The following is an 18,452-nucleotide window of genomic DNA, read 5'->3' as shown; positions in this document are numbered from 1 at the left end:
CGGCGCTCACGGGGCCGGCGCTCGGGGAGTCGGTGCTCATGACGCGGCGGCCGCCTCGGCGGTGGTGAGGAACTTCAGGTTCAGGACGTGCTCGTTGGCGTGCATCGGGATGGTGTCCGTGGTGAGGTACCAGGTCGGCTTCTTCATCGAGTCGGCGATGACCGTGCCGTTGACGACGAGGTTCTCGAACGTGACGTCCTGGATGGCGTGCTTGGCGTCGTAGCCGAGCAGCAGGCAGGTGGCGAGCGGCTTGCCCGTGTAGGAGAGGTCCTTCACGTAGACGTTCTGGATGCCGCGTCCGACCGAGGTGTTGTACTTCGTGTTGTACATGACCCGCATGTGGATGAGCTGGCCCCAGCGGAAGTCCTCCACGCGTACGTTGTCGACCTTGACGTTCTTGATGAGGTTGCTGTCGCCGGGGTTGAGGGCGATGCAGCCCTGGTAGCCCATCTGGGGCTCACGGTGGTCGCAGATGTCGAGGTTCTTGAAGGTGAGGTTCTTCAGGACCTCGGGGTTGTCGCTGTTGCCGTGCGTCCCGACGTTGATGGGGTGCGCGACGTCCGCCCACAGGGTGGAGTTGCGGACGGTTATGTTCGTGGTGTCGCCGTAGTACTCCCAGCGGTGGGTGTAGATGGCGATGCAGTCGTCGGAGTTGCGCATGAAGACGCCGTCGACGACGACGTTGCTGGAGCAGAAGATGTCGATGCCGTCGCCCCAGCCCTTGGAGCTGAAGGAGCCGAGGCCCTTGATGGTGACGCCGGTGGCCTCGCCGAGCTGGACGGCGTAGCCGTTCGGGTTGAGGACGGTGACGGCTCCGATGGAGATGTTCCGCGAGCTCTCGACGAGGGCGCCGCCGGCCGTGGTCCCGGCGAGCACACCGCGGCCGGCGATCCCGGCGTGCTCCACGTTGCGGAAGACGACGGTCGCCTTGAGGACGGCTCCGCCGTCGAGGTACACGGTCTTGCCCGAGGGGACGTTCAGGTAGCCGTCGGCGGTGGTGTGGACGCCCGGACCGTAGTAGAGGATGTTCGGGTCGTCCTGCGCGGGCTTCTTCTTCTCGACGGCGCGGGCGAACAGGTGGAGGACGTCGAAGATGTCGTCGTTGATCTGCACGACGACGTTGCGCGGCCGGTCGAGCGTGAAGCGCAGGGTGTCACCCCCCACTTCGGGCTTGATGCCGTAGGAGTCCGGTCTGACGCGCACCTTGGTGGTGCCGCCCTTGAGGTAGGTGACCTCGACCTCGACGGATCCCTGGAAGTCGAAGTACGCCAGCGACGAGTTGTAGATCTTGCTGGACCCGGTGGTCGGGTTGATCTCTCCCAGCTGGGGCCGCCAGATGTCCAGCGTCTGCCACTCGCCGTCGGGGGCGGTGCGCACCCGCACCTTGAAGCTGGTGTTGGTCGGCATGGCGGACGGACGGGGGTAGGTCACCAGCTGCGGTGCGGTGGCGGTGTCGTCGGCGCCGGCGGCCGTGGCGGTGAGGTTGGTCAGCCCGGCGGCGAGGACGGTGGCGCCGGCCGCCTGGAGGGCGTTGCGGCGGGACAGGGACGGGGGCATCTGCGACTCCTTGCGAAACAGGAACAGGGTGAAAGGCAGGCAGAACTACTTGAGGCCGGAGGTGGACATCCCGGCGACGAACCCGCGCTGGGCGACGAGGAAGATCAGCAGAATCGGCACGACGTACATCACGGAGGCCGCGGCCTGGAGGTTGGCCACGGGGGTGCCGGCCGAGGTGACGTAGGTGGACATGACCGCCACCGCGAGGGTGGACCTGTCGGTGGAGAGCAGCAGTTGGGGGGCGATGTAGTCGCCCCAGGACCAGGTGAAGGCGATCACGAAACTCGCCGACAGCACCGGCCAGGACTGCGGCAGGAAGATCCGCCAGAAGATCGTGCCGTAGCCGCAGCCGTCGATGATCGCGGCCTCCTCCAGCTCCCGGGGCAGGCCGGCGAAGAACTGGCGGAACAGGAAGACCAGATAGGGAGCGGCGGCCAGGCCCCACAGCACCCAGGGCCAGTACGTGTCGACCATGCCGAGCTTCGCGAAGATCAGGTAGGTCGGCAGCAGCGTGATCATCTGCGGCAGCATCATCGAGCCGATGAGGATGCCGAAGAGCGTCTTCTTTCCGGGGGCCTCCAGCCGGGCGAAGCCGAAGCCGACCCAGGCGGAGCTGAGGGTGACGAGGGTGGCGTAGACGGTCGCGATGATCAGGGAGTTGCGGGCGTAGCCGAGGAAGTCGATCAGGTGGAAGGCGTCGGCGAAGTTGTGCCACTGGACGTGGGTGGGCAGCCAGTGCACGGGCGAGGCGGCGAGTTCCGCCGGGGTCTTCAGACCGCTGAGGATCAGCCAGCCGAAGGGGCCGACGAACAGCCCGGTGATGACGACGAGGACCGTGTAGAGGACCAGGCGGTGGACGCGTATCCGCACCCGGGGTGCGGAGTCGGGGGGCAGACTGGTGGCGGTCACTTCTTCGCCTCCGGGTCGACGTTGTAGAACACCACGCCGGACGTGAACCTGAAGATGAGCCCGGTGGCGATGAGGATCAGGACGAAGAGCACCCACAGCAGTGCGGAGGCGTAGCCGTAACGGCCGAGCGCGAAGTACTGCGAGAACACGTGCATCATGTACAGGTAGTTGGACTGCGGCAGCGCGGTGACGCCCGCGGTCGTCCCGTCCGGGGTCAGCAGCAGCGGCATGATGGTCTGCACGGACGCGATCACACCGGTCACGGTCTGGAAGAGCAGCACCGGAGACAGCAGGGGCACCGTGATGCTGCGGAAGGTGCGCCAGGCGCTCGCTCCGTCGATCCGGGCGGCCTCGTGCAGCTCGCGGGGCACGTCCTGGAGCCCGGCCAGCGAGATGATCATGACGTTTCCGGCGGCCCACAGCACACTCATCAGCAGCACGTAGCGGGCGTAGGGGTCGGCGAGCCAGCCGAGCGCGTCGAAGCCGAAGAGGGTGAGGACGCCGTTGGCGGCACCGGAGTTCTGGTCGAAGAGCGCCTTGAAGGTGAGGCCGGCGCCGACCGGCGGCACCACGGCCGACAGATAGAGCAGGGTGCGGAACAGCCCGCGGGCCTTGATCGGCCGGTTGACCAGTACGGCCAGCCCTAGCCCCGCGACGATCGACAGCGGCACCGACGTGATCGCGAACAGGCCGGTGCGGCCGAGGGAATTCCAGGTCTGCGGATCGGAGAACAGCTCGGTGTAGTTGCCGAGACCGACGTACCGCCAGTGCGGCGAGATGCCGTCGTACGTGGTGAGGCTCAGCCACAGCGCGTACGCCATCGGCACGATGGTCAGCAGCAGGAAACCGATGATCCAGGGCGCGGTGAACAGGTAGAAAGCGCGATACCTTCGGCCGGTCATGGAGATCCGGGGCCGCTCGGCCGGTGTCGTACGGGTGGCGCTCGCGGCCGGGCCGGGCGTCCCGGTGACGGATATCTGGTCGGCCGTCATCCCACCTGCTCCTTACCGCGTTTCAGCTGCTCGTTCATGACGGAGTTCAGGCGGCCGGCAAGGGCGTCGACGGACAGGTGGCCGTTCATCGCGGCCGGTGCCTCCTGGTTGAAGAGGGCGTAGAGCGAGTCCGCCGAGGCGTAGGGCGTGAAGGCGATCACCGAGAAGTGCTTCAGCTCGGCGTTCTGCACCTTCAGCACCCGCTTCTGGTAGTCCTCCCGGGCGGGCATCAGCGGGCGCAGCGACTTCAGGGTGGGGATGCCCCAGCCACCGGCGGCGCGGGCCCTGGCCGGCCCCTCGCCGAAGAACCACTCGAAGACCCGCCAGGCGGCGTCCTTGTTCCTCGCCTTGCTCGGCATCCAGAATCCGGTGCCGGCCTGGCAGGGGCTGACCCGCCGGCCGCCCGCGAAGACCGGGGCCGGGGCGAGGCGGGAGAGCGGCGCCAGCTTCTTGTCGGTGTTGATCAGACCGCCGAGCCAGTAGCCCGAGTTGGACATGGCCATCCGGCTCGCCTGATAGGTCGGGCCGTCCCAGGCGTTGGGGTCGGGCTGGACGATGCTCGGCCCGACCCTGCTCCGCCCGTAGTCGACGTACCAGGCCAGGGCCTTGCGGGCCTCGGGGGTGGTGAAGTCGATCCGGGAGAAGTCGTCGGTGAAGAGGTTTCCGCCGGCGGCGACCGTCAGGCTCGCCAGCAGGTTGGGGGTGGAGACGCCGTTGTAGCTGCCGCCGAAGACGACCGTCTGGCCGCTCTTGCGCCGGGTGAGCCGCTTGGCGTTCTCCAGCCACTCCTCGTAGGTGACCGGCTCGGTCTCCGGCGGGTGGTCGACACCGGCCTTGTCGAAGAGAGCGGTGTTGTACCAGAACATGGAGTCCTGCGAGAAGTCCTTCGCCATGCCGTAGCGGGGGCCCTTGCCCTGCGTGCGGCCGTCGTAACGCCACAGGTCGTTGACCGGGTCGAGGTCGTCGGCCTCGAGGACACTGCTCCGGGCGAAGTAGGGGTCCAGGTCCTCCATCACGTCACGGGCCGCGAAGTAGGGCGCGTCCGTCGCTCCGACGCCGCGCACCAGGTCGGGCGGGGCGCCGTTGGTCATCATGCCGATGAGCTTGGTGATGTCGTACCGCACCGTGACGATCTTGACGCCGATGTCCTTCTGGGCCTGCCGGACCAGCTCCGGGGAGATGTCGTCGGGCTTGGCCATCACCGTGACGGTCTCCCCGCCGCCGCTGACACCGCTGGAGACCTGCATCGCGCAGCCGCTCAGCGACGCCGCGCCGGTCGCGGCGCCGGCAGCCGAGAGGGCGAGGAAACGGCGGCGGCCCAGGGAAGCACCGGCACGTGGGTGCATGAACGCACCACCTCCTGCTCTTGCTGTTCGAAATAGCGGCCAGATGACGAGGCACCGGCCGGGGATGGTCGCTGTGGCAACCGGTTGTTGTGGTGGGGCAGAGCTTCTTCCGGCCCGGATGACGCGTCAAGAGCCCGGGCGAGTTTTCGAAAAGACTGTGGGTGGGAACCGGGGACGGGAACCGGTTGCTGTAGGCCTCTCCTGCGCCGCGTAGCACCGACTACAGCTCGCCCGTGACTGACCCTTCGCCACCGAAACCTTAGTAATCGATTTCCGGAAACCATCCTGATCTGTGGCCACGGAGCAGAGGCGTACCCGTAGCGACACCCCCCAAGGTCGCCCCAGCCGGGCGATTGACCACCGCTTCCCGGCGGATCTACCGTAGAAGACGCTTTCTGAAAATGTTTCCGTCCTCTGCTCCAGGAGAGTCATGCCCAGCCCTCAGCTGCCGCGGGCCGTGTTCGCGATGGACCCGGTGCACCTCCCGCTGCTCTTCCCTCCGCCGCTGATGGAGCGGCTGAGGCGCACGGCCGACATCGACCCCGGTTTGGTGGTGCGGGACTTCGCCGATCCGGCCGGGGCCGGTGCCCTGGCCTGCGCCGAGGTGCTGATCACCGGCTGGGGCTGCCCGCATCTGGACGCCCGTGTCCTCACCGCCGCCCCGGAGCTCGGCGCCGTGCTGCACGCGGCCGGCTCGGTGCGCTCCCTGGTCGGCGAGGCCCTGTGGGAACGCGGGGTCAAGGTGTCCAGCGCGGTGACGGGCAACGCCCTGCCGGTCGCCGAGTACACGCTCGCGATGATCCTGCTGCTCGGCAAGGACGCCTTCGACCACCGCGAGCGCTTCCGTCGCACCCACGCCTACCCGGGCCCCGCCGAGACCGCGGCGACCGGCAACCTCGGCCGTCGCGTCGGCGTCATCGGCGCCTCGCGCGTGGGCCGCCGGCTGCTGGAACTGCTGCGGCCGTTCGACCTCACCGTCCTGCTGCACGACCCGTACGTGAGCCCCGCCGAGGCCGCCGCCCTCGGCGCCGAGTCGCTGTCGCTGGAGGACCTGCTCCGGCACAGCGACATCGTGAGCCTGCACGCCCCCGACATCCCCGCGACCCACCACATGCTCGACCGCGACCGGCTCGCCCTGGTGCGGGACGGCGGCGTGCTCGTCAACACCGCCCGCGGCGCGCTCGTCGACCACGAGGCGCTCACCGACGAACTGGTCTCCGGCCGGCTGAACGCGGTGCTGGACGTCACCGATCCGGAGCCGCTGCCCCCCGGGTCGCCGCTGTACCACCTGCCCAACGTGTTCCTCACGCCGCACATCGCCGGCTCCCTCGGCAACGAACTGGAGCGGCTCGGCCGCATCGTCGTCGAGGAACTGGAGCGCCTCGCGGCGGGTGCACCACCGCTCCACGAGGTGCGGCACGCCGACCTGGCGCGGGTGGCGTGACGCCGGGACGGCAGGGCGTGGCCCCTGTTGCCCACAGGCACTTCGTTCCGTTGTCCACAGCCCCTCCAGCCTGGGGGAACCATGGGATACGGTTTCCGCACCGGCGGCCCGGGTGGCCGGCGCTATCGGCTCGAAGGTTCGATCGGGCCGGAAGGCCCGGGCCGGGAGCGTCGGGAAGATCGGGAGTGGGAACGCCGGGGTTGTGGCGGGTCGGTTCCCGACCGGCCCGGACCGCACGGCAGGAACAGCGTCGTGCGGCCGGCCGGTGGCAACGGGCCAGGGCGCGGCGGGCTGGGCGCGGCAGGCCGGGGCACATCGGGCCGAGGCGCTTCGGCCCGACGCACCACGGACTGTGGCGCCACGGCCGGCGCACCGAGCCCCGGGGTCCACGGCCCGAACCACCACCCCACCGGCCGCAACACCCCGGTCCGCCACCGGCCGGGCCGACACCACCGGGCCGCAGCGGACCGGGTCACTACGGAGAAGGAGCCGCAAGGGTGAGTCAGCGCAAGGCGACGAGTGACGCCGGCCGGGCGACCATCCGCGATGTCGCGGAGCGCGCGGGCGTCTCCGTGGCCAGCGTCTCGCGGGTGCTGTCCGGCAATTACCCGGTGTCGGAGGAGCTGCGCCGCCGGGTGATGAAGGTCGTCCGGGACCTGGACTACGTCACCAACGCCCATGCCCGTTCGCTCGCCGGCGGCGGCACACCGACGGTGGCGATCCTCATCAACAACATCACCGGCGCCGCGTTCGCCCATGTGGCGAAGGGCGTCGAGGGCGCGGCCACCCTGCGCGGCTGGCTCTCCCTGGTCGGCACGACCGGCGACGACCCCGAGCGGGAGCTCGCGCTGGTGAACCTCATGCGCCAGCAGGGTGTCGCCGCCGTGATCCTGCTCGGCGGCGCCTACGACTACGACGAGTACCAGCTGCGCATGGCCCGCTTCGCCCGATCCCTGGACGCGGCCGGTTCACACCTGGTGCTGGTGGGCCGGCCGCCGCTGGAGGGCGACGTCCCGGCGACGACCGTCGACTACGACAACGAGGGCGGTGCCTACGCGATGGCCAGCCACCTGCTCTCGGCCGGCCACCGCCGCGTCCTCGTCCTGCCGGGTCACGCCGAACTGACCACCGCACAGGCCCGGTTGCGGGGCGCCCAGCGGGCCTTCGAGGCGTACGGGGTGCCGTTCGACCCGGGGCTGGTGCGGCACGGCCGGTACGACTACGACCACGGGTACGAGGCCGTCGAGGCGGCCCTGCACGAGACGCCGGACTTCACGGCGGTGCTGGCCGGGACGGACGTGGTCGCCGCGGGCGCCATGCAGGCGCTGCGCGCGGCGGGCCTGCGGGTGCCGGAGGACGTGTCGATCGTCGGCTACGACGACATCCCGCTGGCCTCGCAGCTCACGCCTCAACTGACCACCGTGCACGTGCCGTACGAGGAGATGGGCCGGGTCGCGCTGCGGGCGGTGGCCGATCGGCGCGAGGGCGGCGCGGGCCGCCGCAAGAGTGCCGACGGCGACCATCTGGTGCTGGGCACCCATGTCGTGGTCCGCAACTCGGTCCAGCCGCCTGCCCCACGCGGATAGCGGGCCCCTCCGCGCGGATCCTGCCCGTTCCATGCGGATGGCTGCCCGCTCGACGCGGACAGCGGTCCGCTCCCCGCGGGTGGCTGTCCGCCCCGGGTGGACAGCACCTCCGCCGTACCGTGGTGCGGCACCCCGCCGTTCAGCGTGCGTTACGTAACCGGTTTCCCCCGACTTTACGAACCGTCCCACGCCGCGCCTCCACCCCCGCCGCATCTCGGAGCGGTGCCGCAGTTACCGCCCTGACCTGCGCGTATCCGAAACGGGGCAAGAGCACCCCCCGCGCCCCGCGCGCTCACCCGCCCGACCCCCGGCCGTAACGAGTTGCCGCGCACCTCTTGCTATGAGCGGACACCTCCGCCTACCGTCCCAGCAACCGCTTACTACAGCTTCTGCTTGGCCGAACCCCCCGCAACCGCGCGTCGGCGTCCTCCGGCCGCCGTTCCTGGCCGGCACCACCGAGCCGCCGCCGTCCTCTCGTTCCGAGAACGCCCTATTCCGAAGGATCACGGTCAGATGAACTTCACCAGCCCCCGGAGAAGGTTCGCCTCCGCCGCTGTCGCGGGCATCGCGCTGACAGGTCTGCTCTCCGCCTGCGGCGGATCCGGCTCGGGTGACGACGCCGCGTCGGAGTCCGGCCCGGTCACGCTCCCCTTCTGGGGCTGGGCCAACGGCCAGGAGGCGGTCGTCAAGGCGTTCAACGCCTCGCACAAGGACGTCCGGCTGAAGTACACCAAGGTCACCGACCAGCTGACGATGCAGAAGCAGCTGACCAACGCGGTCAAGGCCGGCAACGCCCCCTGTCTGGTGCAGAACACGGCCGAGTACGTGACGAGCTGGGTCTCGCAGGGCGCGCTCGCCGACATCACGCAGTACGTCGGGAGTGAGAAGAGCAAGTTCAACACCGGCGCCTGGGCGAGCGCGCAGGTGCAGGGCAAGCTCTACGGCGTGCCCACCAGCTCGGCACCCCAGTTCACGATCTACCGCACGGACATCTTCCAGAAGTACGGCCTGAAGCCCCCGGCCACCTGGGAGGACTTCATCGCTGCCGGCAAGGAGCTGAAGAAGCACAACATCAAGATCACCAACTACGCCGGTGAGGACCCGAGCACCCTGGAGGTGCTCGCGATGCAGGCCGGGGCGCACTGGTACGCGATCGACGGCAACGCCTGGAAGGTGAATTTCCAGGACGAGGGCACCCTGAAGGCCGCGAAGGTGATCCAGGAGATCATCGACAACGACCTGAACGCCAAGCTGTCCTTCGCCGACTACGCGGCCGTGCAGCGCAGTTACGACAGCGGTGCCACGGCGACCCGGCAGATCTCCACCTGGCAGATGGCCGGCATGGTGCAGAACTTCACCAAGTCCTTCGGCCACTGGGCCCTGGCGCCCTGGCCTGCCTACCCGGGCGAGGCGGCGAAGACGCCGGCCGGCACGAACCTGACCGGCAGCGTGACACTGGTGACGAAGCAGTGCAAGGACCAGGAGCAGGCGGCCCGGGCGGCGTTGTGGATGTCGACGAACCAGGACGCGGTCAAGACGATGGCGAGCCCGGAGACCGGCAACGGCGTGATGCCGGCGCTGAAGGACAGCGGTTCCTACGTCGGTGAGTCGATCTCGCAGAAGCTGCTCGGCAGGAACTACGAGCCGGCGCAGAAGGTCGTGACGGACAGCCTGGGAACGGTGACCACCGACTGGACCTTCGGCCCCAACTGGACCGCGATGTTCACGGAGTTGCAGGCGGGCTGGGCCAAGGTCGTCAACAAGCAGGAGAAGGTCACCGACCTGCTCGCGCACATGCAGGAGTGGACGGTCAAGGACCTGAAGTCCCGCGGTATCAGCGTCAAGGGCTGAGGCATTCGATGATTCGCTCCATGCGCTGGAAGGGTGCCGCGTTCACGGTGCCCTTCCAGCTCGGCTTCCTGTTTCTGTACCTGCTCCCGATCGGCTACGCGGTCTACGAGTCGCTGTACGCGGAGAAGCAGTCCGGGCTGGGTCTAGGCGGTGCGACGACGCAGTTCGTCGGGCTCGACAACTACACCCAGGGGCTGACGGACTCGGCGTTCATGAACTCCATCCTGCGGGTGGTGCTCTTCGCCTGCGTCCAGATCCCGCTGATGCTGCTGATCAGCCTGTTGCTGGCGCTGTTCCTGGACGCGCTCACGTCCAGGGTGGCGAGCCGGTTCCGGATCCTGCTGCTGGTGCCGTACATGATCCCCGGCGTGGTCGCGGCGATCGTGTGGGTCAACCTCTACAGCCCGGACGTCGGCCCGCTCACCGCGATCGGCAACACCCTCGGTCTCGACTGGAACTTCTTCGCGCCGTCGATGGTGTGGCCGTCCATCGGCAATCTGCTCACCTGGCACGGCATCGGCTACAACATGGTGATCATCTACTCGGCGCTGCAGGGCGTGCCCCGCGAGCTTTTCGAGGCGGCCCGGCTGGACGGCGCCTCCGAACTGCGGATCGCGCGGAGCATCAAGATCCCGTTCGTGCGTGGGGCGCTGGTGCTGACGGGTCTGCTGTCGATCATCCAGATGCTCCAGATCTTCAACGAGCCGGCGCTGTTCAGGAACATCACACCGCAGACGGTCAGCGACAGCTTCACCCCGATCATGATCATCTACAACCAGGCGTTCAACGCGGGCAACTACAACTACGCGGCCGCCCTGTCCGTGCTGCTCGCCCTGATCCTGGGCGTGGCCTCCTTCCTCTTCTACCGGCTCACCTCGAAGGAGGCCGACTGATGGTGCTGACCGAGCAGACCACCGAGCGGCCCGAAGTCCGCGGCGTGCGGCGCCTCGCCCGCCCGGACGCGGACTCCCGCGGCCGGGGCGGTCAGCGCTTCCTGCTGGTCGGGCTCTGCCTGGCCAGTGTCTACAGCCTGTTCCCGGTGTGGTGGCTGATCGTCGCCGCGACCAAGGACCGTACGGCGCTGTACCAGAGCAACGGCCTGTGGTTCTCGGGCTGGCACCTGTGGGACAACCTGCATCAGGTGTTCACCTACCAGGACGGGATCTTCCTGCGGTGGACGGCCAACTCGTTCCTCTATGCGGGTGTGGGCTCGCTCGGCGGCACGCTGATCGCGCTCGCAACCGGTTACGGACTGGCCCGCTTCGACTTCCCCGGCCGTAACGCGATCTTCGCGTGTGTCGTGGGCTCGTTCCTGATCCCGATCGCGCTGCTGACGCTGCCGCTGTATCTGCTGTTCTCCGCGATCGGCATGGTGGACACCCCGTGGGCGATGCTGATTCCCTGTCTGATCAACCCGTTCAGCGTGTATCTGGCCAAGGTGTACACCGAGGCGACGATCCCCTACGAGCTGCTGGAGGCGGCCCGGATCGACGGCGCCGGCGAGCTGCGGATCTTCTTCAGCATCGTGCTGCGGATGATGACGACGGGCGGCGCGACAGTGTTCCTGCTGGCTTTCGTGAACACCTGGAACGCCTTCTTCCTGCCGCTGACGGTGCTGCGCGGCAAGGAGAACTGGACGCTCAACCTCGGCCTGTACAACTGGTCGGGCACCCGTCTGGAGTCCGGCATCGACCTGACGGGTCTGGTGCTGACCGGTGCACTGCTGTCCATCGTCCCGATGGCGATCATGATGGTCGCGATGCGCCGCTACTGGCGTACCGGTGTGACGCTCGGCGCCCTCAAGTGACCCTCCTTCGCCGTATCCCCTGACTCCTGGGGGCCGCAGGTGACCCTGACTCCTTGCGGCCCCCAGGCTGACCGACGCCCCGGGAGCCCTCGCGTGACCGTCCTGCACAACCCCGTCCTCCGCGGCTTCACCCCCGACCCGTCGTTGGTCCGGGCCGGCGACTGGTATTACGTCGCGACGAGTTCCTTCGAGTGGTTCCCGACGATCCCGCTGCACCGCTCCCGGGACCTGGCCCACTGGGAGTACGCGGGCCACGTCCAGGGGGCTGTCCCCGGGAACTCACTGGCCGGTGTGCCCGACTCGGGTGGCGTCTGGGCTCCGTCGCTGAGCTGGGACGGGGAGCGGTTCTGGGTGACGTACTCCGTCGTGCGCTCGGTCGGCACGCCGTACTTCGACCTCGACACGTACATCTCGACGGCCCCCCGCATCGGCGTCGAGTGGAGCGCTCCGCGCCGGGTGGCGAGCCACGGTTTCGACCCTGCCCTCTTCCACGAGGACGGCCGGCTGTGGCTGCTGAACCTGCAGAACGACCACCGGCCGGGGGGTGAGCGGTTCGCGGGGATCGTTCTCACGGAGCTGGACCGGGACACGCTGGAACCCGTCGGCGGCACGCACCTGCTGCTCCGGCACGACCGGCTGATCGAGGGGCCGAAGCTGCTGCGGCGCGACGGCTGGTACCACCTGGTGCTCGCGGAGGGCGGCACGGGCTGGGAGCACGGGGTGCGGGTGGCCCGGGCCGAGAAGCTGACGGGTCCGTACGAACTCGACGAACGGCCACTGCTGACCACCCGGGACGACCCGGAGGCGCCGCTGCAGAAGGCCGGGCACGGCGAGCTGGTCGGGACGCCGGACGGGCAGTGGCTGCTCAGCCATCTGACGGCCCGTCCGCTGCGCACGCCGCGGGGCCGCCGCTGCACCCTCGGCCGGGAGACCGCCATCCAGGCCGTGACGTGGGACGCGCAGGGCCGGCCGCGGCTGCGGCAGGGCGGTTGGCACCCCGAGGTCGAGGTCGACGTGCCGACGCGGCCGTACCCGCTGCCACCGGCCGCACCGCCGGAGGATCTGTCCTGGCCGTGGAGCACCCTGCGCGAGCCGCCGGACCCGTCCTGGGCCGACACCACGGCCCGACCGGGCTGGATCCGGCTGCGCGGACGGCACGGGCCGGAGTCCCGGTGGGCGGCCTCCCTGCTGGCCCAGCGCGTCACCGAGCACCGCGCGGAGGCCGAAGTCACGGTGGACGCGCGGCCGGTCACCTTCACGCAGGCGGCCGGGCTGGTGCTCTGGTACAACCCCGAGGCGTACCTCGCCCTGGACCTGACGTGGGCGGAGCCGGAGGGCGAGCCGCAGCGCGGACAGCAGTGGGGAAGCGCCGCGGACGGCCGTACGGTGCTCAGTCTCGTCGAGCGCGACGAGGACGCCATACGGCAGGTCGCCGTCGCCGATGTGCCGGTGGACGAGCCCGTGACGCTGGGGGTGACGGTCGAGGGGGCCGACGCCCGCTTCTGGTACGTACGCGACGGGGTGCGCACGGCGGTCGGTCCGGCGCTGGACTTCAGCCGGCTGTCCGACGACCACGGCTCCCGGCTGCGCTTCACCGGTGCGATGGCGGGGATCCACGCCCGGGACCTCGTGGACGCGGCGTTCACAGCGGACTTCACCGGGTTTCGGCTGACCTGCACACCTGACTGAGGCGTTGTTCGGGGTTTCGAAAGTTTTGCCCGGCGCGAAGCAGTGAATTCACTTGTCTTCCCGCCGTCCTGTGCTCCACCTACAGTAGGAAGCGCTTTCTGCCCGGTCGGGCGTCGTGACCGCCGTGTGCAGCGCTGGTCGAAACTTTCCACGGCCCTCGGGCGGGCCGGAGAGGTGGGTTCCCGATGGTCCGTACGGCGAGTGCGAGCGTGGCGGCCGGTCCGACACTGGCGGTCGTGGCGCGCGAGGCGGGGGTGTCGGTGCCGACCGCGTCGAAGGTGGTCAACGGCCGCGAGGACGTGGCACCCGAGACCCGCCGCCGCGTGACCGAGGCACTCGACCGGCTCGGGTACGTGCGCAGACCCCGCTTCGACGCGGCGAAGACACCCCGGCTGGTCGATCTGGTCGTGCACTCGCTGGAGAGCTCCTGGTCGGGTGCGGTGCTGCACGGGGTGGAGGAGGCGGCGCACGACGCGGGTCTGGAGGTCGTGGTGTCGGCGGCGCTGGTCCGCTCCCGGGTCGGCCGCCCGGAGCGCGGCTGGCTGGACAAGCTGGTGGCCCGGGGCTCCGCCGGGGTCCTGTTCAACCTGGCCGAGCTCAGCGACTCGCAGTACGCGTGGCTGGAGCAGCACCGCATCCCGTTCGTGATGATCGACCCGGTGCAGGAACCGCCAGAGGGCGTGGTCTCGGTGGGCGCGGCGAACTGGCAGGGCGGTCTGACGGCCACGGAGCATCTGCTGTCCCTGGGGCACGAGCGGGTCGCCGTCATCGCCGGTCCCCGGCGCACGATGTGCAGCAGCGCCCGGGTCGCCGGGTACCGTTCGGCGCTCGCGTCGGCCGGGGTCCGGCACCGCCCCGAGTACATCCGGCACGCCGGCTTCGACGAGAGCGTCGCCCACCGCCGCATGCGGGAGCTCCTCGATCTGCCCGAGCCGCCGACCGCCGTCTTCGTCTGCTCGGACCGGATGGCGCTGGGTGTCTACGGGGCCCTGGGCGAACGGGGGTTGAGGGTCCCGGACGACGTCAGCGTGGTCGGCTTCGACGACCTGCCCGAGGCCCGCTGGGCCTCCCCCGCCCTGACCACCGTCCGCCAGCCGCTGTCCGAGATGGCCGCGACGGCCCTGAGGTCACTGCTGCGCATGATGGACGGCCATCATCCGGAGTCCACGCGCACGGAGCTGTCGACGCGGCTGGTGGAACGGGCGAGTACGGCGGCGCCACGCGCGTAGGAGGTGCTCTCCGTTTCCACGGGCGCGGACGGCGCGCGCAGACGGTGCGTCGCAGTAATGATCCTGGGGGGATGAGGAGTTGGCTGAGTTTCAGGTCCGCCGGATCCGGGGGGGGCGGCCCTGGTCCGGGGGGCCGACGGCCGGTGGGCGCGGCGCCGAGTCGGCCCACCGGGTCCTCGGACTGCGGTCGTCCCCCCGAGCGTCCGTCGGTGGCTCAGGGCATCGGGAGTCCGGCCGCCCAGGTGATGCCGCCCAGGAGGTGGGTGCGGAAGGCCGGGTCCGCGTACGCCTCGCAGGCGTGGCCCAGGGCCGTGTAGAAGACGCGGCCCTCGCCGTGGTCGCGGCACCAGACCAGGGGGTGGTCGGCGCCCATGCCGCCGCCCTCGTAGGAGGATTCGTCGGCGGTGGCCAGGACGCGGACCCTGCCGCGCGGGTTGGTACGGAAGTCGTACCACTCGTCGGTGAAGTCCCAGACGGCGGGCAGGTGCCGGGTCGCCGGATGGCCGTGGTCCTCGATGACGGCCTTGCCGGGCTGGTGGAGCGGGTGCCGGGCGAACCACGCGCCGAGCAGCTCGCCGTAGTAGGGCCAGTCGTACTCCGTGCAGGCCGCCGCGTGCACGCCCACGAAGCCGCCGCCCGACTCCACGTACGCGGCGAGCCGTTCCCGTCCGGACGGGGTGAGGATCTCGCCGCTGGTGGAGAGGAACACCACGGCCGCGTAGTCGTCCAGGGGCTGTTCGAGGGCCGCCGGGTCCTCGGTGGCGTCGACCTCGAAGTGCCCGAGGGTGCGCAGGGCGGCGACACCGGCCGGGATGGAGTCGTGCCGGTAGCCGGTGGTGCGGGTGTGGACGAGCAGTCGTGGTGCCATGGCATCCGAACCTAGGAGACCGGGGGCCGTCGGGGAGGTTCCTGCGGCGACCGAAATTTTCGGGCCCGCCGCGGCCCGACGCGGCCGGACCACCACGGGGGTGTCCGATTCCTTCAAGACCGGGCGTCGTGGGCCTGCCTACGGTGGCTCCATGACTGCACGATTCGATGCCATCGGCCTGGTCGTCTCCGACATGGCCGCCTCCGTCGCGTTCTACCGCCGGCTCGGGTTCGCCTTCCCCGAGGGCGCGGAGAACCAGCCGCACGCCGAGGCCGGACTGCCCGGCGGGCTGCGGCTGATGTTCGACACCGAGGAGACGGTCCGCTCCTTCCTGCCCGAGTGGCGGCCGCCCGCGCCCGGGGGCCGGACCTCACTGGCCCTGCGGTGCGACGGGCCGGCGGAGGTGGACGCCCTGTACGAGGAACTGGTCAGCTCCGGGTACCACGGGGAACTCAAGCCGTGGGACGCCTTCTGGGGACAGCGGTACGCCGTGGTGCTCGACCCGGACGGCAACGGAGTGGACCTGTTCGCGCCGCCGGCCACCGCGGCCGAGTAGCTCACCCAGCGGCAGACCCGACAACTCCCTCACATCACGGGCCAGATGGGCCTGGTCGGCGTAACCGGCCCGGGCGGCCGTCTCCGCGAACGGCACGCCGCGCCGGGCCAGGGCGAGGGCGCGGTTCAGCCGCAGGATGCGGGCCAGGGTCTTGGGGCCGTAGCCGAAGGCGGACAGCGAACGGCGGTGCAACCGGCGGGCGCCCACGCCGAGTTCGTCGGCGGTGGCCGCGACCGGACGGCCCGCGTCGAGGGCGGTCACGATCTGCCGCAGCAGCGGGTCCGGGGGCCCGGCACCGGCCGCCTGCCGCAGCGCCAGGTCCTCCAGACCGCTCGCCGGGTCGGGGGCCGCGTTCACCTGGTCGGCCAGACGCCGCACCCGCGAGGCCGGCCACAGGTCCGCGAGCTCGACGCGCCGGTCGCGCAGCTCGTGCGCCGGCACGCCCAGGAGCGCCGGGGCCGTGCCCGGGTAGAAGCGGACCCCGTGCCAGGGACCGGTCGCGCCGTCCGGGAGGTGTGCGCGGGTGTCGGGCCCGGCGACCATCAGCCGCCCGTCGTGCCACAGCAGATCCATGCACCCGTCGGGAAGGACCCGACCCACCCCGGGCCGGGACGGGGTGTTGGTCCACACGACCGCCCCGGGCAGCCGCGACGCCCGCTCGACGTACACGTGGGCCAGGTTACGCCGTGACGCGGCGGCGGGCACGGCGGCCGGTGCCGCTACGCCACCCGCCCCCGGTACTCCACCGGACTCACCCCGTACACCCGCTTGAACGCCGCCGACAGGGCGAAGGCGCTGCCGTAGCCCACCCGGCGGGCCACCGCGTCGAGCGTGTCGGCGGAGTCGCGCAGGCGGTCTGCGGCGAGGGCGAGGCGCCAGCCGGTCAGGTAGGTCATCGGGGGTTCGCCCACCAGGCCGGTGAAGCGGCGGGCCAGCGCGGCGCGGGACACCCCTGCCTTCGCGGCGAGCGCGGCGACGGTCCAGGGGTGGGCCGGGTCGTCCTGGAGCAGGCGCAGGACGCCGCCGACGACCGGGTCGGCGAGGGCCCGGTACCAGGCCGGTGCCTCCGCCCCGGGGCGTGCGAACCAGGCCCGCAGCGCGGCGATGACCAGCAGGTCGAGCAGCCGGTCCAGGACGACCTCCTGCCCCGGCTCCTCCCGGACGATCTCCTGGGTGATGTACGGCGTGAGCGGGCAGTCCCACACGTCGGACGTCAGGCTGAGCAGCGGCGGCAGGGCGTCCAGCAGCCGCCCGCTGACTTCGCCCTGCGTCGGGTAGGTGCCGATCAGCACCACGGTGTCCCCGTCGAGCCGGTCGCCCCAGGTGCGGACGCCCAGGTCCATGGAGCCGTTGAGGAGCCGCCCGTCGGGGTAGCGGCACTCCTGGTGCGGCAGGATCACCGCCTGCGGTGCCGTGCCGGGCGCGTCGGCGCAGGTGTAGGGGTCCGGGCCGCGGGCGATGGCGAGGTCCCCCGCCTCGAGCCGCGTGGGCTCGGCCCGGTCGGGCACGATCCAGGCCTCGCCTCGGACGATGAGCATCACGGTGAGCGGGGCCCTGTCCTCCACACGCACCGCCCACGGCGGGTCGAGGCAGGCCCTGATCATGAACGCGCCCCGCGCACGGGGCCCCTCCAGCAAGCCTGCGAGAGCGTCCATGGGATCAGCGTAGACGCGGTCGTATGGGAATGAGCCGTTCAGCGATGGTTCCGTGCGGTGTACGGCAGTTGACTCGACGGCATGACGAACACAGCACGGAACACGACAGAGAACAGCTCATCGAACACGGAACGGGAGACGAAGGGCATGACGGTGGTGGTGACGGGCGCCTCGGGGCGTACCGGCAGCCGGGTGGCGCGGGCCGCGGAGGCGGCCGGGCTCACGGTGCGGGCGGCGTCACGGGCGACGGGCTTCGACTGGTGGGACGGCTCGACCTGGGCGGACGCCCTGCGCGGCGCGGACGCCGCCTACCTCGTCCACCCCTCGGACGTCGGCGCCCCGGGTGCCGCCGAGGCGGTCGGCGCCCTCGCGCGGGAGGCGGTCCGGCTCGGGGTGCGGCGGCTGGTGCTGCTGTCCGCGCGGGGCGAGGACCAGGCCCTGCCCACCGAGGAGGCGCTGCACGCCTCGGGGGCGGACTGGACGGTCGTGCGGGCCGCCTGGTTCGCGCAGAACTTCAGCGAGGGGCCCCTGGTGGCGGAGCTGAGGGAGAGCGGTGAGCTGGTCTTCCCGGCCGACGAGGTGCGGGAGCCGTTCCTCGACGTGCGGGACATCGCGGACGTGGTGGTGACCGCTCTGAGGTCCGGCGACCGGTACGTGGGGCAGACCCTCGCCCTCTCCGGGGCCCGGCTGCTGACCTTCGGGGAGGCCGTCGCGGAGATCGCCGGGGCGACGGGGCGCCCGCTGACCTACCGGGCCGTCTCGGCGCGGGACTACGAAGAGGTGCTGGTCGATTTCGGGATGCCGCCGGAGGAGGCGGCCGGCCTGAGGGCGATCTTCGACACCCTCCTCGACGGGCGCAACGCGCACCTCTCGGACGGTGTACGGGAGGTCCTGGGGCGTGCGCCCCGGGACTTCGGCGACTTCGTGCGCGAGGAGGCCGCGGCCGGGACCTGGAAGGCCTGA

General features: G+C 70.6%; 15 protein-coding genes and 1 pseudogene. 9 read left to right on the top strand and 7 right to left on the bottom strand.

The window, feature by feature from the left end; all coding sequences use genetic code 11:
• Nucleotides 1–36 precede the first annotated feature (36 nt).
• From ACIRDU_RS06435 to ACIRDU_RS06420, 4 genes are read right to left on the bottom strand one after another with little or no spacing between them, the layout of a single operon-like run.
• On the bottom strand, nucleotides 37–1,557 hold the full coding sequence (locus ACIRDU_RS06435; protein WP_403575377.1) for a glycosyl hydrolase family 28 protein: 1,521 nt from the start codon (nucleotides 1,555–1,557) through the stop codon (nucleotides 37–39).
• 45 nt (nucleotides 1,558–1,602) lie between these two features.
• Complete coding sequence (locus ACIRDU_RS06430; RefSeq protein WP_403575374.1) at nucleotides 1,603–2,466, bottom strand: carbohydrate ABC transporter permease; 864 nt, start codon at nucleotides 2,464–2,466, stop codon at nucleotides 1,603–1,605.
• Nucleotides 2,463–3,458 (bottom strand): carbohydrate ABC transporter permease, encoded by a 996-nt coding sequence (locus ACIRDU_RS06425; protein WP_403575371.1) that lies wholly within the window; start codon nucleotides 3,456–3,458, stop codon nucleotides 2,463–2,465. The genes ACIRDU_RS06430 and ACIRDU_RS06425 overlap by 4 nt, the downstream gene beginning before the upstream one ends.
• On the bottom strand, nucleotides 3,455–4,804 hold the full coding sequence (locus tag ACIRDU_RS06420) for an extracellular solute-binding protein (protein WP_403575368.1): 1,350 nt from the start codon (nucleotides 4,802–4,804) through the stop codon (nucleotides 3,455–3,457). Before ACIRDU_RS06420 ends, ACIRDU_RS06425 begins: the two co-directional genes overlap by 4 nt.
• Before the next feature lie 430 nt (nucleotides 4,805–5,234).
• On the opposite strand from ACIRDU_RS06420, the gene ACIRDU_RS06415 reads away from it, so the two are divergent.
• The 7 genes from ACIRDU_RS06415 to ACIRDU_RS06385 all read left to right on the top strand — a co-directional run bounded on the left by ACIRDU_RS06415 (nucleotide 5,235) and on the right by ACIRDU_RS06385 (nucleotide 14,410).
• Entirely contained in the window at nucleotides 5,235–6,248 is a 1,014-nt protein-coding gene (locus tag ACIRDU_RS06415; protein ID WP_403575365.1) for a hydroxyacid dehydrogenase, read from the top strand.
• Between the two features lie 497 nt (nucleotides 6,249–6,745).
• Complete coding sequence (locus ACIRDU_RS06410) at nucleotides 6,746–7,834, top strand: LacI family DNA-binding transcriptional regulator (RefSeq protein WP_403575362.1); 1,089 nt, start codon at nucleotides 6,746–6,748, stop codon at nucleotides 7,832–7,834.
• A 513-nt stretch (nucleotides 7,835–8,347) separates the two neighbouring features.
• Nucleotides 8,348–9,685: an ABC transporter substrate-binding protein gene (locus ACIRDU_RS06405; RefSeq protein ID WP_403575359.1), complete on the top strand. Its 1,338-nt coding sequence runs from the start codon at nucleotides 8,348–8,350 to the stop codon at nucleotides 9,683–9,685.
• Between the two features lie 8 nt (nucleotides 9,686–9,693).
• The gene (locus tag ACIRDU_RS06400) at nucleotides 9,694–10,578 is read left to right on the top strand and encodes a carbohydrate ABC transporter permease (protein WP_403575356.1); all 885 of its coding nucleotides are present in this window, start codon (nucleotides 9,694–9,696) and stop codon (nucleotides 10,576–10,578) included.
• Nucleotides 10,578–11,492 carry a carbohydrate ABC transporter permease gene (locus ACIRDU_RS06395; protein ID WP_403575353.1) on the top strand — a complete coding sequence of 305 codons (915 nt, stop codon included), beginning with the start codon at nucleotides 10,578–10,580 and terminating at the stop codon, nucleotides 11,490–11,492. The genes ACIRDU_RS06400 and ACIRDU_RS06395 overlap by 1 nt, the downstream gene beginning before the upstream one ends.
• Before the next feature lie 93 nt (nucleotides 11,493–11,585).
• The gene (locus tag ACIRDU_RS06390) at nucleotides 11,586–13,181 is read left to right on the top strand and encodes a family 43 glycosylhydrolase (protein ID WP_403575350.1); all 1,596 of its coding nucleotides are present in this window, start codon (nucleotides 11,586–11,588) and stop codon (nucleotides 13,179–13,181) included.
• A gap of 185 nt (nucleotides 13,182–13,366) precedes the next feature.
• Entirely contained in the window at nucleotides 13,367–14,410 is a 1,044-nt protein-coding gene (locus ACIRDU_RS06385; RefSeq protein WP_403575347.1) for a LacI family DNA-binding transcriptional regulator, read from the top strand.
• Between the two features lie 214 nt (nucleotides 14,411–14,624).
• On the opposite strand, the gene ACIRDU_RS06380 is transcribed toward ACIRDU_RS06385, so the two are convergent.
• Nucleotides 14,625–15,278: a ThuA domain-containing protein gene (locus ACIRDU_RS06380; protein ID WP_403575345.1), complete on the bottom strand. Its 654-nt coding sequence runs from the start codon at nucleotides 15,276–15,278 to the stop codon at nucleotides 14,625–14,627.
• Between the two features lie 151 nt (nucleotides 15,279–15,429).
• Here ACIRDU_RS06380 and ACIRDU_RS06375 point away from each other — a divergent pair, with 151 nt between their 5' ends.
• Nucleotides 15,430–15,834: a VOC family protein gene (locus tag ACIRDU_RS06375; protein WP_403575342.1), complete on the top strand. Its 405-nt coding sequence runs from the start codon at nucleotides 15,430–15,432 to the stop codon at nucleotides 15,832–15,834.
• On the opposite strand, the pseudogene ACIRDU_RS06370 reads toward ACIRDU_RS06375, so the two are convergent.
• Nucleotides 15,817–16,503: pseudogene (locus ACIRDU_RS06370) on the bottom strand (helix-turn-helix domain-containing protein); the annotation flags it as partial. The gene ACIRDU_RS06375 and the pseudogene ACIRDU_RS06370 overlap by 18 nt on opposite strands.
• A gap of 50 nt (nucleotides 16,504–16,553) precedes the next feature.
• The gene (locus tag ACIRDU_RS06365; RefSeq protein WP_403575340.1) at nucleotides 16,554–17,489 is read right to left on the bottom strand and encodes an AraC family transcriptional regulator; all 936 of its coding nucleotides are present in this window, start codon (nucleotides 17,487–17,489) and stop codon (nucleotides 16,554–16,556) included.
• Nucleotides 17,490–17,570: 81 nt separating this feature from the next.
• Here ACIRDU_RS06365 and ACIRDU_RS06360 point away from each other — a divergent pair, with 81 nt between their 5' ends.
• On the top strand, nucleotides 17,571–18,452 hold the full coding sequence (locus ACIRDU_RS06360) for an NmrA family transcriptional regulator (RefSeq protein WP_403575337.1): 882 nt from the start codon (nucleotides 17,571–17,573) through the stop codon (nucleotides 18,450–18,452).

Source organism: Streptomyces sp. NPDC093598, assembly GCF_044764825.1.
In the GTDB taxonomy this organism is placed as follows: Bacteria; Actinomycetota; Actinomycetes; order Streptomycetales; family Streptomycetaceae; genus Streptomyces.
Note: the sequence above shows the minus strand (reverse complement) of the source record. Positions and strands in the feature narration are given on the sequence as shown.

Bases quoted from the DNA above. Each gene is read 5' to 3' on its own strand.
- ACIRDU_RS06405 (WP_403575359.1), top strand. From the start codon at position 8,348: ATGAACTTCACCAGCCCCCGGAGAAGGTTCGCCTCCGCCGCTGTCGCG.
- ACIRDU_RS06360 (WP_403575337.1), top strand. From the start codon at position 17,571: ATGACGAACACAGCACGGAACACGACAGAGAACAGCTCATCGAACACG.
- ACIRDU_RS06415 (WP_403575365.1), top strand. From the start codon at position 5,235: ATGCCCAGCCCTCAGCTGCCGCGGGCCGTGTTCGCGATGGACCCGGTG.
- ACIRDU_RS06385 (WP_403575347.1), top strand. From the start codon at position 13,367: ATGGTCCGTACGGCGAGTGCGAGCGTGGCGGCCGGTCCGACACTGGCG.
- ACIRDU_RS06425 (WP_403575371.1), bottom strand. From the start codon at position 3,458: ATGACGGCCGACCAGATATCCGTCACCGGGACGCCCGGCCCGGCCGCG.
- ACIRDU_RS06435 (WP_403575377.1), bottom strand. From the start codon at position 1,557: ATGCCCCCGTCCCTGTCCCGCCGCAACGCCCTCCAGGCGGCCGGCGCC.
- ACIRDU_RS06400 (WP_403575356.1), top strand. From the start codon at position 9,694: ATGATTCGCTCCATGCGCTGGAAGGGTGCCGCGTTCACGGTGCCCTTC.
- ACIRDU_RS06380 (WP_403575345.1), bottom strand. From the start codon at position 15,278: ATGGCACCACGACTGCTCGTCCACACCCGCACCACCGGCTACCGGCAC.
- ACIRDU_RS06395 (WP_403575353.1), top strand. From the start codon at position 10,578: ATGGTGCTGACCGAGCAGACCACCGAGCGGCCCGAAGTCCGCGGCGTG.
- ACIRDU_RS06375 (WP_403575342.1), top strand. From the start codon at position 15,430: ATGACTGCACGATTCGATGCCATCGGCCTGGTCGTCTCCGACATGGCC.
- ACIRDU_RS06420 (WP_403575368.1), bottom strand. From the start codon at position 4,804: ATGCACCCACGTGCCGGTGCTTCCCTGGGCCGCCGCCGTTTCCTCGCC.
- ACIRDU_RS06365 (WP_403575340.1), bottom strand. From the start codon at position 17,489: ATGGACGCTCTCGCAGGCTTGCTGGAGGGGCCCCGTGCGCGGGGCGCG.